The sequence below is a fragment of the Ruegeria sp. AA6 genome, from assembly GCF_056542865.1.
The window spans coordinates 109,642-124,728 of record NZ_JBQGAN010000011.1 but is presented as its reverse complement, the minus strand read 5'-3'; the positions used below and the strand labels follow the sequence as shown (position 1 = coordinate 124,728).

At 58.1% G+C, this 15,087-nt stretch carries 15 protein-coding genes; 6 read left to right on the top strand and 9 right to left on the bottom strand.

Features of this window, described 5'->3' with window-relative positions; translation table 11 throughout:
- The 4 genes from ACR0LN_RS14300 to ACR0LN_RS14285 are packed head-to-tail and all read left to right on the top strand — an operon-like array spanning position 1 to position 3,900.
- Positions 1-999, top strand: coding sequence for an ABC transporter permease (locus ACR0LN_RS14300; protein WP_480430515.1), 999 nt, complete (start codon positions 1-3; stop codon positions 997-999).
- A complete protein-coding gene (locus ACR0LN_RS14295) occupies positions 996-2,096 on the top strand; it encodes a mandelate racemase/muconate lactonizing enzyme family protein (protein WP_480430514.1) in 1,101 nt (366 codons plus the stop codon). The genes ACR0LN_RS14300 and ACR0LN_RS14295 overlap by 4 nt, the downstream gene beginning before the upstream one ends.
- Positions 2,093-3,133, top strand: coding sequence for a zinc-dependent alcohol dehydrogenase (locus ACR0LN_RS14290; RefSeq protein ID WP_480430512.1), 1,041 nt, complete (start codon positions 2,093-2,095; stop codon positions 3,131-3,133). The genes ACR0LN_RS14295 and ACR0LN_RS14290 overlap by 4 nt, the downstream gene beginning before the upstream one ends.
- A complete protein-coding gene (locus ACR0LN_RS14285) occupies positions 3,130-3,900 on the top strand; it encodes an SDR family oxidoreductase (protein WP_480430510.1) in 771 nt (256 codons plus the stop codon). Before ACR0LN_RS14290 ends, ACR0LN_RS14285 begins: the two co-directional genes overlap by 4 nt.
- A gap of 30 nt (positions 3,901-3,930) precedes the next feature.
- On the opposite strand, the gene ACR0LN_RS14280 is transcribed toward ACR0LN_RS14285, so the two are convergent.
- The 7 genes from ACR0LN_RS14280 to ACR0LN_RS14250 form a co-directional block, all read right to left on the bottom strand.
- Positions 3,931-4,350, bottom strand: a complete 420-nt coding sequence (locus ACR0LN_RS14280) for a secondary thiamine-phosphate synthase enzyme YjbQ (protein WP_480430508.1) — start codon at positions 4,348-4,350, stop codon at positions 3,931-3,933.
- Positions 4,351-4,462: 112 nt separating this feature from the next.
- Complete coding sequence (locus ACR0LN_RS14275; RefSeq protein ID WP_480430507.1) at positions 4,463-5,326, bottom strand: sugar phosphate isomerase/epimerase family protein; 864 nt, start codon at positions 5,324-5,326, stop codon at positions 4,463-4,465.
- A gap of 11 nt (positions 5,327-5,337) precedes the next feature.
- Positions 5,338-6,228 carry an NAD(P)-dependent oxidoreductase gene (locus ACR0LN_RS14270; RefSeq protein ID WP_480430505.1) on the bottom strand — a complete coding sequence of 297 codons (891 nt, stop codon included), beginning with the start codon at positions 6,226-6,228 and terminating at the stop codon, positions 5,338-5,340.
- A gap of 223 nt (positions 6,229-6,451) precedes the next feature.
- The gene (gene uxuA, locus ACR0LN_RS14265; protein ID WP_480430503.1) at positions 6,452-7,633 is read right to left on the bottom strand and encodes a mannonate dehydratase; all 1,182 of its coding nucleotides are present in this window, start codon (positions 7,631-7,633) and stop codon (positions 6,452-6,454) included.
- Complete coding sequence (locus ACR0LN_RS14260) at positions 7,630-8,682, bottom strand: Gfo/Idh/MocA family protein (RefSeq protein WP_480430502.1); 1,053 nt, start codon at positions 8,680-8,682, stop codon at positions 7,630-7,632. The genes uxuA and ACR0LN_RS14260 overlap by 4 nt, the downstream gene beginning before the upstream one ends.
- A complete protein-coding gene (locus tag ACR0LN_RS14255; RefSeq protein WP_480430501.1) occupies positions 8,679-9,680 on the bottom strand; it encodes a Gfo/Idh/MocA family protein in 1,002 nt (333 codons plus the stop codon). The genes ACR0LN_RS14260 and ACR0LN_RS14255 overlap by 4 nt, the downstream gene beginning before the upstream one ends.
- Positions 9,677-10,693: a Gfo/Idh/MocA family protein gene (locus ACR0LN_RS14250; RefSeq protein WP_480430500.1), complete on the bottom strand. Its 1,017-nt coding sequence runs from the start codon at positions 10,691-10,693 to the stop codon at positions 9,677-9,679. Before ACR0LN_RS14250 ends, ACR0LN_RS14255 begins: the two co-directional genes overlap by 4 nt.
- 123 nt (positions 10,694-10,816) lie before the next feature.
- Here ACR0LN_RS14250 and uxaC point away from each other — a divergent pair, with 123 nt between their 5' ends.
- Together uxaC and ACR0LN_RS14240 are read left to right on the top strand one after the other, a co-directional pair.
- The gene (uxaC, locus tag ACR0LN_RS14245) at positions 10,817-12,160 is read left to right on the top strand and encodes a glucuronate isomerase (protein ID WP_480430530.1); all 1,344 of its coding nucleotides are present in this window, start codon (positions 10,817-10,819) and stop codon (positions 12,158-12,160) included.
- Complete coding sequence (locus ACR0LN_RS14240; RefSeq protein WP_480430499.1) at positions 12,161-13,357, top strand: mannitol dehydrogenase family protein; 1,197 nt, start codon at positions 12,161-12,163, stop codon at positions 13,355-13,357.
- Here ACR0LN_RS14240 and ACR0LN_RS14235 read toward each other — a convergent pair.
- Positions 13,344-14,207 (bottom strand): sugar kinase, encoded by an 864-nt coding sequence (locus tag ACR0LN_RS14235; protein WP_480430497.1) that lies wholly within the window; start codon positions 14,205-14,207, stop codon positions 13,344-13,346. The genes ACR0LN_RS14240 and ACR0LN_RS14235 overlap by 14 nt on opposite strands.
- Positions 14,204-15,085 (bottom strand): DMT family transporter, encoded by an 882-nt coding sequence (locus tag ACR0LN_RS14230; protein WP_480430496.1) that lies wholly within the window; start codon positions 15,083-15,085, stop codon positions 14,204-14,206. Before ACR0LN_RS14230 ends, ACR0LN_RS14235 begins: the two co-directional genes overlap by 4 nt.
- Between the last annotated feature and the right edge of the window lie 2 nt (positions 15,086-15,087).

Sequence of the window (15,087 nt, the reverse complement as noted above, 5' to 3'; positions counted from 1 at the left end):
ATGTTGGATGAAACGGCTTTTGACCTGCGAAAGTACCTTCGGCGCAATTCGGCTTCGGTGACGGTGTGGCTCGCACTGCTGGCTTTGATCCTGTTCGGGCTGATGCGCTATGAAAACTTTGGCAGCGCCTACAATTTCTCGTCTTTCCTGAATTACAACGCGATGTTCATTGCGATCGCACTGGGCATGTGTTTCGTGATCATGACCGGCGGGATTGATCTATCGGTCGGATCCGTTGCGGCCTTTACGTCGGTTGTTGCGGCCTATCTCAGCCCCTACGGGATTCAGGTTGCCTTGCCGGGGGCCGTTCTTGCCGGGTTTGGTTTCGGGGCGATCAACGCCTTTTGTATAATCATCCTTCGAATCCCGCCCTTCATCGCCACATTAGCGACCATGTTGGCCGCCAAAGGCGGCGCATTGGTGATTTCGGGCGCCCAGACAATTTCAGTCGATTGGGGGTCGAACTTCACCAAGCTTGGCATGGGGCAGGCGTTCGGCCTGTTTCCATGGACAATCGTCATCGTGGCCGGACTGACCCTGGCACTTTGGTTGGTGCTGGAAAGGACAACCATCGGGCGGACCGTCTTGGCGATCGGTGGCAGCGAGGATGCCTCGAACCTAATGGGCCTGAAAGTCAATCGCGCCAAGGCTTTCGTCTACCTGCTGTCGGGGGGCTGCGCGGGGCTGGCCGGAGTCTTTTTGGCCTCGGGCTTTGGAGCCGGACAACCCCTTGAGGGTATCGGATGGGAATTGTCGGCTATCGCGTCCGTCGTGGTGGGCGGCACTTTGTTGACCGGTGGGATGGGTTCGATCCCTGCGACGGTGGCCGGTGCGCTGTTGCTGGGGCTTGTCTTCAACGTTCTGAACTTTGAAAACGGTCAGGGCACCATCAGTTTCAGTGCCTATTGGCAGATGGTCATACGTGGAGGCTTTCTATTTGCGGTCATCCTTTTACAGTCTCGGGTTATTGCCAGGCAGCAGAAGGTCTTGGGTTCATGAATCGTATAGAAAGTGTTTCAGCGCGGCTGTTCAACGTTCCGCTCGCTGAGGTCCTAGTCGATGCCAAACATGGGGATCACACGTTTTTTCAATTGATCACAGTCACCATTCAAACCTCGGATGGGGTCGAGGGGGTCGGGTATACCTATACGGGGGGCAAGGGTGGTCATGCCATCCTAGCGATGATCCAGCATGACCTGGCGCCGTTCCTTGTAGGACAAGACGCCGAACAGATCGAAAGCCTGTACGACGCCATGCAGTGGCATGTGCACTACGTCGCACGTGGCGGGATCGCCTCGTTTGCCATCTCGGCCGTGGATATTGCATTGTGGGACATTCGCGGCAGAACGCAGAATGCGCCATTGTGGCAGATGGCCGGCGGAGCGTCCAAACGTTGCAACGCCTACGCCGGCGGGATCGACCTGAATTTCTCGTTAGAGAAACTGCTGCACCAGACTGAAGGGTACCTTGCGCGTGGGTTCAACGCAGTCAAGATCAAAGTCGGTCAACCAGACCTGGCCGACGATCTTGCACGTGCCCGGGCGGTGCGCGAGATGCTGGGCCCGGACCGGTTCTTCATGGTCGACGCGAATTACTCTATGAGCGTCGAAGAGTCCATCGTGGCTGCCAGAGGGTTTACCGACTGCGATATTCTGTGGTTCGAGGAACCGACCATTCCAGACGACTACAAAGGTTATGGCCGAATTGTCGAAGCGACGGGCGTACCCCTTGCCATGGGTGAAAACCTACACACCATACACGAATTCGAATACGCTTTTGATGACGCGAAGCTGAGTTTCATCCAGCCCGATGCCTCAAACTGCGGTGGGATCACCGGCTGGCTGCGCGTGGCCGCGCTAAGCGCACAGCACGGCATTCCGGTTTGCAGTCATGGGATGCAGGAGCTGCACGTCAGCCTTGTTTCTGCACAACCCAACGCAGGGTGGCTAGAAGTACACTCATTCCCGATAGACCAGTACACGACCCGTCCGCTGGTTGTGGAAGAATGTCTGGCCGTGGCCCCGGATACCCCGGGAACGGGAGTGGAATTCGACTGGGACAAATTGAATGCGGAACACAAGGAGATGCATAAATGACGACCCAGACGATCTCTGCGGCATACTACAGGGGCAATAAGAGCTTTGCTGTAGAGCAAGCCCAAGCGACGGATCCGGGCTCCGGCGAGGCTGCCATTCGCGTTGCCTATTGTGGGATTTGCGGGACGGATATGCACGTCTACCACGGCAACATGGATGCTCGTGTCGGCCTGAACCGGGTGATTGGGCATGAGATGTCAGGTGTCGTCGAAGCGGTGGGCGAGGGCGTCGATACGGTCGTACCCGGCCAGAAGGTCGTTGTCCGACCGCTTGATCACTGCGGAGGATGTCCAGCTTGTAAACGGGGGCATCAGCATATCTGTCAGAACCTCAAGTTTCTCGGCCTCGACACCGATGGCGCCATGCAAGAGATCTGGACCGTTCCGGCCCACACTTTGCACGTTCTGCCGGATGACTTGCGCATGGATCACGCGGCGCTAATCGAGCCGGTCGCTGTTGCCTGCCACGATGTGCGGCTGTCTGGCCTGCAAACAGGAGAGGACGTTGTCGTCATCGGCGGCGGCCCGATCGGCATCCTGGTTGCCATGGTTGCGCGGGATGCGGGTGGAAATGTCGTGATTTCCGAAGTGAATCCGAACCGTCTGGCGATAGCTGAAAAACTTGGTTTTGACACGATCAACCCAACAGAGACCGAACTGGTGTCCACAATCAACGCGCGCACGGGCGACAAAGGCGCAGATGTGGTTTTCGAGGTGTCGGGAACGCAGCCCGGTGTTGATGCGATGACCGCCGTTGCCGCGACGCGGGCTCGGATCGTGATGGTCGCGATCCATGCTCAAAAGCCCCAGATTGACCTGTTCCAGTTTTTCTGGCGAGAGCTGCAACTGATCGGTGCTCGGGTCTATGAGCCAGAGGATTACGAGAAAGCCATTGCAGTTGTCGCCTCGGGCGGCGTGGACGCTGATGTCGTGATTACTGACGTCAGCCCTCTGGCAGACATTCAGGCCGCGTTCGAAGCACTGGATCGCAGTCCAACCGCAATGAAAAGCCTGATCGAAGTAGGACCGCGTACATGAGTGTTTTGCAAAGTTTCGACCTGACGGGAAAGACGGCCCTTGTGACTGGGTGCAAACGCGGTATCGGGCGCGGCATGGCCGAGGCATTAGCATCGGCCGGAGCCGACATCATCGGAGTGTCCGCCTCGCTCGAACTGTCCGGGTCGGATGTCGAAAAAGCCGTGACAGCGATCGGGCGTAATTTCCGGGCTTACCAATGCGACTTCTCGGATCGCGCCGCTCTGCATGGGTTCATTGACCACTTGAGGGCCGATGGACGAACCCCTGATATCCTTGTTAACAATGCCGGCACGATCAAACGCAAACCCGCCGCCGAACACCCGGACGACTGGTGGGACGAAGTGATTGAGGTGAATCTGTCCTCGCAGTTCGTTCTGTCTCGAGAGATCGGGAAGGACATGCTAACGCGCGGCTCCGGGAAGATCATCTTCACTGCGTCGCTGCTGACATTTCAGGGCGGCATCACCGTGCCGGGATATGCGGCCTCGAAAGGTGGGATTGGACAGCTGACCAAGGCTTTGGCCAACGAATGGGCCGGGCAGGGCGTGAATGTGAATGCGATTGCGCCTGGCTACATCGCGACCGACAACACCCAAGCTCTGCGGGATGATCCGGTCCGGTCGAAGTCGATCCTGGAGCGAACACCCCTGGGCCGTTGGGGTGCGCCTGGTGATTTTGCCGGACCGGTGGTCTTTCTGGCCTCTGCCGCGTCGGACTTCGTCAACGGTGAAATCCTTGTAGTCGACGGGGGCTGGATGGGGCGTTAGCACTGTCAACGCTCCATGAGACCCGAAGTCTCAAGTCCCGATGTAGTGCGCCTTCAATCGGCGTGTCTTGGGTGCTTCCCGATGTTCGAACAGGTATAGGCTTTGTACGCGGCCCAGCGGAAGCTGACCCTGTTCGACCGGGATCGATACCTGAGTTTGCGTCAACAGCGCCCTCAGATGCGATGGAGCATTGTCGTCCTCGGTCGGGCGGTGGTGATACTTGCCTGGTGACTTGGGTACGAGTTCCTCGAAGAACGTCTCGATATCCTTAAGCACCTCGGGATCGGCATTGGCCTGCACCAACAGCGCAGCACCCGTGTGGACGCACCAAAGGGTCAGCAGGCCCGAGACAAATTCATGTTCGGACACCTCACGCTGAACGATCCCGCTGACGTCGGTGAGGGATTTGCCGGGTGTTTCAATTGACAGCTCAAAAAACTCTTGCTTCATCCAGCAGGCCCTTTCCTTGACTTCACGCTAACGCGCCCAGCTTTCTGTATCCCGCTCGGCATTCAGAAATGGGGGTTAAGCTTTTGATTTTAAACGAATATTGACGGTACACCTATGCAAACAGGCTTTTGAACCTGTCCACACACAGGCGAAAACCATCTTCGAAGTTTCCGTTGCCGGGGTGATAAACGCTTTCGAACGAAATGACGCCATCATAGCCGTCGGATCTGAGTGCGTCCGCGATGGGTTGGAACAGAGGCGCAAGCTGACCTTCCCCCATGCGTCGTACTTCCAGCGTTGCCCGCGGCGTGTCGACCTTTACGTCCTTGATGTGAATGTGACCCAAGTAGCCGCCACGCAGTTCTTCATAACCTTCCGGGTATGCCAGTTCATGGCACCAGCAGTTGTTTCCGGGGTCCCACAGCACTTTCAAAGTGTCTTTTGCGTCTAACTCGTCAATCAGCTTGCGGGCTGTATAGTTGGAATTGACCAGCGTGCCGTTTCCGGTTTCCACGACAAGTTTCACGCCTTCAGCTCTTGCCAGTTCAACCGCCGGCGCGATCAGAGGCGGCATCGAGTCCCATACTCCATGCGCTACGTTCCATTTTTCGGCACCGTTTTTTCCCCACAGTATCTGCTCTTTTCGTTGCGTCATGATCCGAACAAGCGGAGACGCAACAGCATGCGCCATGTCGATCACGCGTTTCAAGGCGTCCATATGCCGAGTGTGCAGGTCGTCGCCGGGCCTGTTGGCAGCTGTCATCCCCGCAAAGATATGGCGCGATAGACACGACACAGGCTTGCCCCGGTCGCGCAAAAGCGCGTCGATCTCGGCAATTTCCTGCGGGGAATGGTCTCCGACCTCCGTATCGCCAACGAATTGAAGCTCTGCATAATCCAGACCGAATTCGTCCATTACGTCCACGGCATGCCGCAGATCGCGGGAAATGCCGTCGCAAATTACACCTAATTTCATGTCCGGTCCCCTCAGCGATGCAATTCTGCGCCAACGATCTCTTCGATGACGCGAGTACACACCCAGTTGTCGCCATTCGGGTATTTGGTTTTTCCGGCGTGAAAGATCTGCATTGCGGATGACGCTGTGTGCATGGGAACGCCCAATGCACCGGCCAGTGCCAGAGAGATCGTCAGGTCCTTATGCATGGTTGCGATATGACTACCGGTGGCTTCGAACTTGCGATCAATGATGTTTTCAAGGGCGGTATTCACGACGCCGCACCCCGCGCTGGATGAGGAGAACACATCAAGCAATGCCTGACCGCTGACACCGGCTTTGGCCGCCAGGGCCGCAGCCTCGAATGTGGCGGAAAAGATCGATCCGATAAGGGATTGCAGGCAGGCTTTCACGGTTTGCCCGTCGCCGGCGTTTTCTCCAACCCGATGAATGGTTGCCGACACTGCCTGCATGACTTCGGCATTTCGGTCCAGCACATCCGCAGCGCCGGCAGCCATCATCGTCAATGTGCCGTTCTGCGCGCCGGGAAACCCGCCCGAGACCGGAGTGTCGATCAGGTGGATGCCTGCGCCCTCCATGTCTTGCCCGATAGCGCTTGCTTCGGCCGGGGTAATGGTCGCCGACAGGATGACAGTTCCGCCTTTGGCCATGTTCGCAACCAAGCCATTTTCACCCAGAATGACATCGCGGGCCTGATCTCCGTTCATCACCATGACAAACACACTGGCGGCGTGACGGCCGACCTGTCCCACGCTATCCTTGGCCAGGCCACCTATGTCGGTAAATACCGTCATGCGCGTCTCGCTTAGGTCGAAACCGGATGTTTCAAAGCCATTCTTGATCAGGTTCTTGGCAAGGCCGCTGCCCATGTCGCCAAGACCGATTACGCCTGCTGTTTTCATTTGGAATCCTCCCGTTTTTCCGCCATTTCGGTATGGCAGACGTTTCGAAAAATGATGCTCAATTGCATCGGTTTTCGCGGGAGTTTCACGCGTCTTGAACAGACGTCGGGCGAGTCCGGAAGACACCCCGCTGCCCGTTTACGTGCCGTAAGTAAACGAAGAATGCGGCGTTCAGGCAAGCAAAGAAGTGTTGCGGCGGAAAGAAACCGCCTGATCCGACGCGTTACGAGAACGCCGCCATGATGCCGCGCAGTTCCGCCAGCCCGCGCATTCGTCCGATTAGCGGATAGCCGGGAGTGCTGTGTCCGCCCAGATCGCTCAGCAGTTCTTGTCCGTGGTCGGGCCGCATCGGAATTTGCCAGTCGCCACGCCCTTGGGATTTACGGCGGCGCTGTTCGTTCATCAGTTCGCGAATGGTGCCGACCATGTCGGTGTCGCCCTCCAAATGCGGGGCCTCAAAGAAGTCCGGCTTCTGGCTGTCTGACCCCGCGATGCGTCTGGTGTTCCGCAAGTGAACAAAGTGAATCCGGCCGCCATGTCTACGCACGAAGTCCGGCCCATCGAATTCGGGGGACACTCCCAGCGAGCCGGTACACAACGTTGCGCCGTTCGCCTGCAAATCAACTGCATCCAGAACGGCGCCGTAGTCCTCGGTGCTGGACATGACCCGCGGCAGACCGAGCAACGAGAACGGCGGATCATCCGGATGACAGCACAAGCGCAGATCCAGTACTTGGGCCACTGGTGCGACTTCAGACAGGAAGTCGATCAGGTTTGCGCGAAGCCGGTCACGGTCTATATGCGCATATGTCTGCAACAAAGAGCGCACGTCCTGCACGCTCCACTGATCGTTGGCGCCGGGCAGCCCCGCAGTGACATTGTGCTGCAACTGGGCTTTGGATTCATCCGACATGCGCAAGAAGCGATCCTCGGCCGTTTGCTGGACGTCGTTGGAATAGTCTTCCGACGCGCCCGGACGTTCGAGAATATATATGTCGAAAGCAGCAAAATCAGTCAGGTCGAACAGCATGGCCGTTCCGCCATGCGGCTGCGGGGCGCGAAGGGCGGTGCGTGTCCAATCCAGGATCGGCATAAAGTTGTAGCACACGACTTTGACGCCACGGGCGGACAGGGCCCTGAGGCTGGACTTATACGCCTGCAGATGTTCGGCTATGTCTGCGGACTGCGTCTTGATCGCCTCGGAGACGGGCAGGCTTTCGACAACGTCCCAACTGTACCCGGCAGCATCCAGAACTGCCTGCCGATCGGCGATGCTCGGTTCGTCCCAAGGCTGTCCCGGTGGGACGTGATGCAGCGCGGTGACGATGCCCTGAACCCCGACTTGATGGAGATCGGCCAGGGCGATTGGATCATCGGGTCCGAACCAACGCCAGCATTGTTTCATGGCAGCCATCCTTCATACAGAGGGTGATCGGGCTCGATGGGAAGGGTAACACGCTGCCCGGTGCGCGCAGCGTGATAAATCGCCGTCACAAGGCCGATGGACGCAGCGCCGTCCTGCAGCGTAACGGCCGAATTTGCCTCAGACTGCAGCGCCTTCCCGACTTCGGTAAAGAACCCTTCGAAACCTGTTGGCTCGACAGCGGAGGCGGCAAGAGCGTGGTCGATAGCGGCTTGATCCACCGGGTCCCGCGCGACGAATGTCCAGGGCGTTTGACCCGGGGCATAGGGTTCCGTGCCAGAGGTAGCGGTCACCTTTTCAAAGACGAACCGCAGGCGGGTTTCGTCCGTGGCGGCGCCCAAGGTGATATTGCTTGTGCACAAAGCGCCGGAAGTCATGCCAAAACAGATCGCGGCGCAGTCTTCGGTCTCGATCGGGTTGACCCGCGTTGTGGCCATTGCAGACACCCAGGCGATATCACCCGCAATATGAGTCAGCAGATCATGGTTGTGGATGGCATGGCCCAGCACTGCGCCGCCGCGTTCACCGGCCCATGTTCCCCGCCACGGCACTGCGTAATAGTCAGCACCTCGGGACCAATGAGTTTCAAGCGCGGCAGTTTGGACCGCTCCGCTCAGGCCAGCGCGTTGCAGGTGGCGCAATTGGGCCAGTGACGGGCCCCACCGGTATTGAAAAACCGGAAACACATGCTTGCCTGCGCTGCGGGCGGCTGCCGTGATCCGATCCACATCCTGCATCGAGGTCGCGAGAGGCTTTTCGCAGACAACGTGTTTTCCTGCGGCCAGTGCGGCAAGGGTGGTCGGCACATGCAGATGGGGTGGCAGGCATATGTCGATGACGTCGATCTCCGGATCAGCCAGCGCGTCTTGAATGTTGGTCAGTGCCCGAAAATCAGAGTTCTGTCGAATCTGCTCGATCCGGTCCGTGTTCTGGTCGACCACGGCGGTTACGCGGAATTTGCGGTCAAGCCGTTCCAGTGCGCTTAAATGTTGCGCACCGATACCTGCGCCAAGTATCGCAACGTTGATCATTTGCGTTCCGCCATTTCCTGCGCGTGCAATGCCAGTTCCATGACCGTAAAGCAGTGGGTTTGGATCATCGCGGTTTCGGTCCGGTTACGGATGTCATCGGCCAGGCGCGAAAAGTAGGGAAGGCCGGCGTCAGATGCGTCGATCTTTTGGCAGGTATCACCATTGACGAGGATCAGTTGGTCTGTTCCCGAGGCTCCACCCACATCAACGTATTTCCGCAACTCGATATAGCCTTCGGTGCCCAGGATCGTCAGGCGACCATCCCCCCAGTTTGGCAGGGCATCCGGCGTAAACCAGTCAACCCGGATGTACCCGGTGCCGTTCTCGCTTCGTAGATTGAGCTCTCCGAAATCCTGCAATCTGGGATCTTTAGGGTTTGCGTAGTTCGCCACACAAGCGTTTGTGATTTCCGCAGTTTCCGAACCTGTGTAGTGCAAGAACTGATCGATCTGATGCGAGGCGATGTCGGTCAGAATACCGCCATAGCGTTCACGCTGAAAAAACCATTCCGGACGAGTTGCCCGGTTCAATCGGTGCGGGCCAAGTCCGACCGTCTGGATCACGCGCCCGATGGCACCGGCCTCGACCAACTCGGTCGCCCGGGTGCTGACGGGCGTTTCAAACCTTTCGGAAAAATTCACCGACCAGATGCGACCGGTGTCCGCAACCGCCCGTTTGATCTGGTCGAGTTGCTCGAACGTCGTACAGCCCGGCTTGTCGCTCATGACGTCCATGCCGTTTTGCATGGCGCGGATTGTCAAAGTGGCCCTATCTGCCGGTATTGCCGAAATTAGCGCCAGATCCGCCCCGCAAGTTAAGGCGTCTTCCAGTCGGGCCAGCCGCAGAATATCGGGAAACCTTTTGACGTAGCCCGCCAGCGTTTCCGGATCGCCTTTTGTCCAATAGCCAACGCAGTCCACTCCGATTTTGCGCATGTTTTCCGTCATGCCATAGATATGGCGGTGGTCCAGGCCAAGGGCGACGCAGGTCAGGCTCATGAGATGACTCGTGTTTTCTGGCCGGTTCGATTGGCGATCTGCATCGCGTCGATGACGGCGTGGGTCAAAAGGGCACTACGTCCAGTGGCCATGGGCCGCGTTCCACCGGCAACGGCCTTGGCGAAATCCTCGATAACCGCCTGATGCCAAGCATGGGTGAACGCCATGGGATCGGCCCCTCCGCCTGTGGCGGACGATTCGCCAAACGTGGATTTCTGACCATCGAAAGTGGTCAAGGTCAGGACACCTGACTCCAGATGCGCTTTGGCGTGCGTGCCCTGGATGGTGATGGACTCTGCGGCCCCGGGATATTCGGCCGTTGTCGCCATCAAGGTACCCACTGCGCCGCTATCTGTTTCAAAGATTGCACCTGCCCAATCCTCGGCCTCGAGATCGTGTAACGGAGTTTTTCTCATCATGGCTTGAATGCCCGAGATCGGCCCCAGCAGCCACATCGCAAGGTCAAGCGTGTGGATTGCCTGCGAGATCATGACACCGCCTCCGTCGCGTGCGTAAGTGCCGCGACCCGGCTCGTCATAGTAGCTCTGATCACGCCACCAAGGGACACGGATCTCCACCGTGGCGATCGAGCCCAGCTCACCCAGTTCAATGGCTGATTTCAGCGCCTGCGAGGCGGCGCGGGCGCGGTGCTGAAAGACGATACCCAGCGGCACGCCAGAGGCCTCGCACTGCTCGACAATGGCTGTCGCGGCGGCCAGCGTTCTTTCGATGGGCTTTTCCATCAGGATCGGTTTCGAAGCGGTCGAAAGAACCCGAACCAACTCTGTGCGCTGATCGGGCGGGGTTGCGATGATCGCAAAGTCGACGTTTGGGTCGTTTGCGATTTCCTCGACCGAGCTGAACGCGCGGGTGTCGTTTCGCTGCGCGAACTCAGCTGCTTTTTCAGGATTGCGCCCGAGGACGCCAGCAAGATTGAGGCCTTGATCCGATGCCCGAATTGCAGCCAAATGCGTACCCGAAACCATCCCCAAACCAATCAGCGCAATATTCATTCATTCCCCCGGATCACCCGGTCAGTCTGCGGGTTCGAACGGGAAAGATGCAACCATTAAAAACTGTGTTAACAATTGCGGGCAGCAGTATCGGAGGCAGAATTGACCGGTAATTTGAATGGCATGGCAGAAGACCTGTACTTGGGCATCAGGGACCTGCCGATCGTATCTCCGCATGGTCACTGCGATCCGGGGTGGTTTGCAACCGATGCGCCGTTTCCCAACCCGGCAGAACTGCTGGTGGTTCCCGACCATTACGTGTTCCGTATGCTCTATTCGCAGGGCGTTCCCTTGTCCGAACTTGGCATTGGGGAAGAGGGGCGAAAGAAGGATCCTCGCGCCGTTTTTCGCACTTTTGCCGAGCACTGGCATCTGTTTCTGGGAACGCCATCCCGGATCTGGATGAATTACGTGCTGCATGAAACGCTGGGCGTGTCTGAGGAGTTGTCTTCGCGCACGGCAGACCAGGTTTACGATAAGATCTCAGAAAAGCTGGCGCGACCTGAATTTCGTCCGAGGGCTTTGTTCGACAGATTTGGGATCGAGGTTCTGGCCACCACAGATTCCGCTCTCGACAGCCTCGTTGAGCATCGGGAAATTCGTGCAAGCGGTTGGGGTGGGCGAGTTGTTCCGACGTTCCGCCCTGACGGGGTTTTGGATGGGGCGGACCCGGAGTTCGTACAAAACCTGAAAAAGTTGGCCGAGCTGACGGGCTGCGATCTGGGCAGCTACGATGGCTACCTCAACGCGCTGCGAATGCGGCGGGCTTATTTCATCCAGCTGGGCTGTACGGCCACCGACCACGGTATCGAACGTGTGCAGACCGAGTGGCTGGACGACCCGGATGCGCTGTACCAACGGCTGAGACGGCGGGAAGGCACAGAACAGGGCGCGCGCCGGTTCTATGGGCATATGCTGATCGAAATGGCGCAGATGTCTATCGATGATGGTCTGACCATGCAGATACATGCTGGCAGCAAGCGCAACACGAACGACGCGGTAATGCGAGACTTCGGACGGGACAAGGGGGCCGACATTCCAATCGCGATGAATTGGGTCACGGGTCTTGAGGCGCTTTTGAACCGGGTCGGAAACTCGGCGGAACTGCGCATCATACTCTTCACATTGGACGAAAGCACCTATGCCCGTGAACTGGCGCCCATGGCGGGACATTGGCCGTGCCTTAGGATCGGGCCGCCTTGGTGGTTCCACGACAGCCCAGCCGGGATAGCGCGGTATTTCGATCAGATTGTTGAAACGTCCGGATATTACAATCTGGCCGGATTCAATGACGACACGCGGGCTTTTCTGTCCATTCCTGCACGGCACGACCTGTGGCGACGGGGAGTGGCGATTCATCTGGCCGAGCAGGTTGCGCGCGGCTATTTCGGTCGGGATAGTGCTGAGCATCTTGCGCAGTTGCTGGCTGTCGATTTGGCGAAACAAGTTTACGGATTGCATAGCTAGATGGGTACAATTCTTCACTTCGGCCTTGGAAACTTCGCCCGGGCGCATTTGCTGGACTACACGGATCAAGCTGGCGGATGGGACGTTGTCGGCGTCAGCCTGCGTTCATCCTCGGTTCGGGATGGATTGGCTCGACAAGGTTTCGAGTACGATTTGTGCGTACAGGGGCAGGGCGTCCGGCGCATCAAAGCTCTGCGTGACGTTCTGGTCGTGCCCAATGATCGCACAGAGATTTTCGATGTGATGGCGGATGCCGAGATCATCTCGGCGACCGTCACCGAGAAAGGTTACCATTTGGACGCCGCGGGCAATCTGAACCTTCAGGACCCGGCGATTGCCACCGATCTGGCAGGGCAAGGACCTGCGACGCTGATCGGGTTTTTAGCTTATGGCCTTGCGGAACGGTGCAAGCCAGTGACGGTGCTAAGCTGTGACAATCGCATGGAAAACGGCAAAACGCTCGAAACGGCAGTTGCCGATTTTGCGAATGCAGCCGGTCTGGACGTGAATTGGAATGCCGTTCGCTTTCCAAACGCGATGGTCGACCGGATCACCCCGGCTACCACGGACGCCGTTCGCGCAATCAGCGGCGATCCTATGGCTGTTCCGACCGAGGCGTTCTCGGAGTGGGTGATCGAAGACAGTTTCGCCGGTCCGCACCCGGATTGGCCGGGCGTGCAACTGGTCGATGACGTAGCCCCGCACGAGATGCGAAAGCTGCGCATGTTGAACGGTGCCCATTCCCTGTTGGCTTATGCCGGGTTGGAGCGAGGCCTGACCTACGTCCACGAAGCGGTTCGAGACCCGGTTTTGCGCCCGCTGGTTTCCGAGTTGATGAAGGATGCGGGCGCAACGCTGCCCGCAGCACTGCAAGTACAGGTTCCGGACTATGCCGAGGCTTTGTTGCGCCGCTTTGAAAACCTCGAGCTGGCGCACCGTCTGGACCAAATCGCGATGGATGGCAGCCAGAAGCTGCCGTATCGGTTTGTTCCCACACTCCGTGAGACCGGCTCTCAGGCGGTGATTGCAGGGATGCGGGCCTGGATCTCCTTTTGCATGTCCGAGACCGCCAAGGGCAGGACGCTGAACGATCCTTGCGCGTTGGAAATCGCCTCGGCTGTCACACAGCCAGATCCGGTAGTACCGCTTTTGGACCTTGTTGGCGCTGAGGATCTCGCGTCACTTATCCGGGAATGATCGCGCCGCGGAACTGAACAACGGTGGAGGCCAGATTGTGTCCGGCCATCAGGGCCTTGGCCTGCGATTTTCCTGTCAGCAAGGCTGCGAGGTACCCACCGTTGAAACTGTCGCCCGCCGCTGTGGTATCCAGCACGTTTTTGGCAGACTCATAGGATTGGTCAATGTTCTGACCAATGGAAAGAGGGCCATCCTCTCCGCGTTTCAATGCACCGACACCGTGATGATCGGTAAAGCGTGCCGCCACTTGATCCGCGCTTTCCCCGAACAGTGCCATCTCGTCGTCGATGGATGGTAGGGCAATATCTGCACGCTGCCAAAGCCGTTGGTTGATCTGCCGGGCGTGTTCGGCGCTGTCCCAAAGACGTGGACGAAAATTGCTGTCATAGACCAACCGGACTGAAGAGCCTTCGAGCCAGTCCAGAAGCGCAAGCCTTACTGAATGCGGAAGAATGGCCACGGAAATCCCTGACAAGTACAGCACGTCATAACCTTTCAGCGAGCTGAAGTCATGATCGGCAAAAAGCTGGCGGGCGGCCGCCTCGCTGCGCCAATAGGTAAAGCTGCGTTCACCGTCCGCAGAGGTCGTGATCGCGTATAGTCCCGGAGAAGCGTTGGGAATGATGCGGATGCCGGATGTCCCGATGCCATGGCTGGCGATAAAGTCCGCAATGCGCCCTGAGAACGGGTCGTCGCCCAGACATGTCACATACTCCACCTGCAGATCAGGAGCCGCGCGGTGCATGTAGATGGCTGTGTTAAGCGTATCCCCCGCGACGCCCACGTTCGCGCCGGTCTCCAGCATGGACAATTCGATCATTGCTTCGCCGATGCAGGCAATTCGCGTCATTTATTTTCTCTTTTCCAGATGATGAGCCCGGCGACCATGATCAGCGCAGCCCCTGCCAACGTGAATGCGTCCGGTACAGTGTCAAAGAACAGATAGCCCCAGATCGCAACGTAGATCAGGAACGAATAGGTGAATGGCATCAACTGGTTCGCCGTTCCGAACCGATGCGCGTTCGTCAGCAGTTGATGCCCGCACCAGCCAAAGACGCCTAGGCTGATCAGGACTATCAGGCTCCACGTGTTTTCCGGCTGAACCCAAAACCAGATGGCGAAGGGCAGCAGGACCACCGTCCCGGAAAGCCCGAGGTAGAATTGCATGGTGTCCACGGCAACAACCCCGGACAGCCTGCGCGTCATGATCGAGTAAAAAGCCAACGCGGTGGCGTTGTAAACGATCAGCAGCATGGTCGGATGAAAGGCCGAACCAAAGGGCCGCACGACAACCAACACCCCCAGAAAACCCAGGATGATAGCCGCCCAACGCCATGGTCCCACTCTCTCCTTCAAAACGAAAACGGACAGGAAGCACACGATGACCGGGCTTGAGAACATGATTGCCGACACGACGGTCAGAGGCAAAAACCGCAGGGCAAAAAAATTGAAAACGGTCGCTGAGATCAGCAGCAAGGCCCGGCTAATGACCTGCCATGGATGGTCGGTCTTGAACCGGCTGGCCTCAATCCCGCCCTTGGCGATCACGCCCACAGAGATCACGAAGTGCCCCGCATAGCGCATGAACGCCAACTGAAATGCCGGCACGCCGGCCAATGCCAACCACTTGGCCCCAAGGTCCACCAGCGAAAAGAATAGCCACGCCGTCAGCATCAGCACGATGCCAAGGCGCGGCAGGTCCGCATTGGGGTTGGCGGTGACAGCCATCG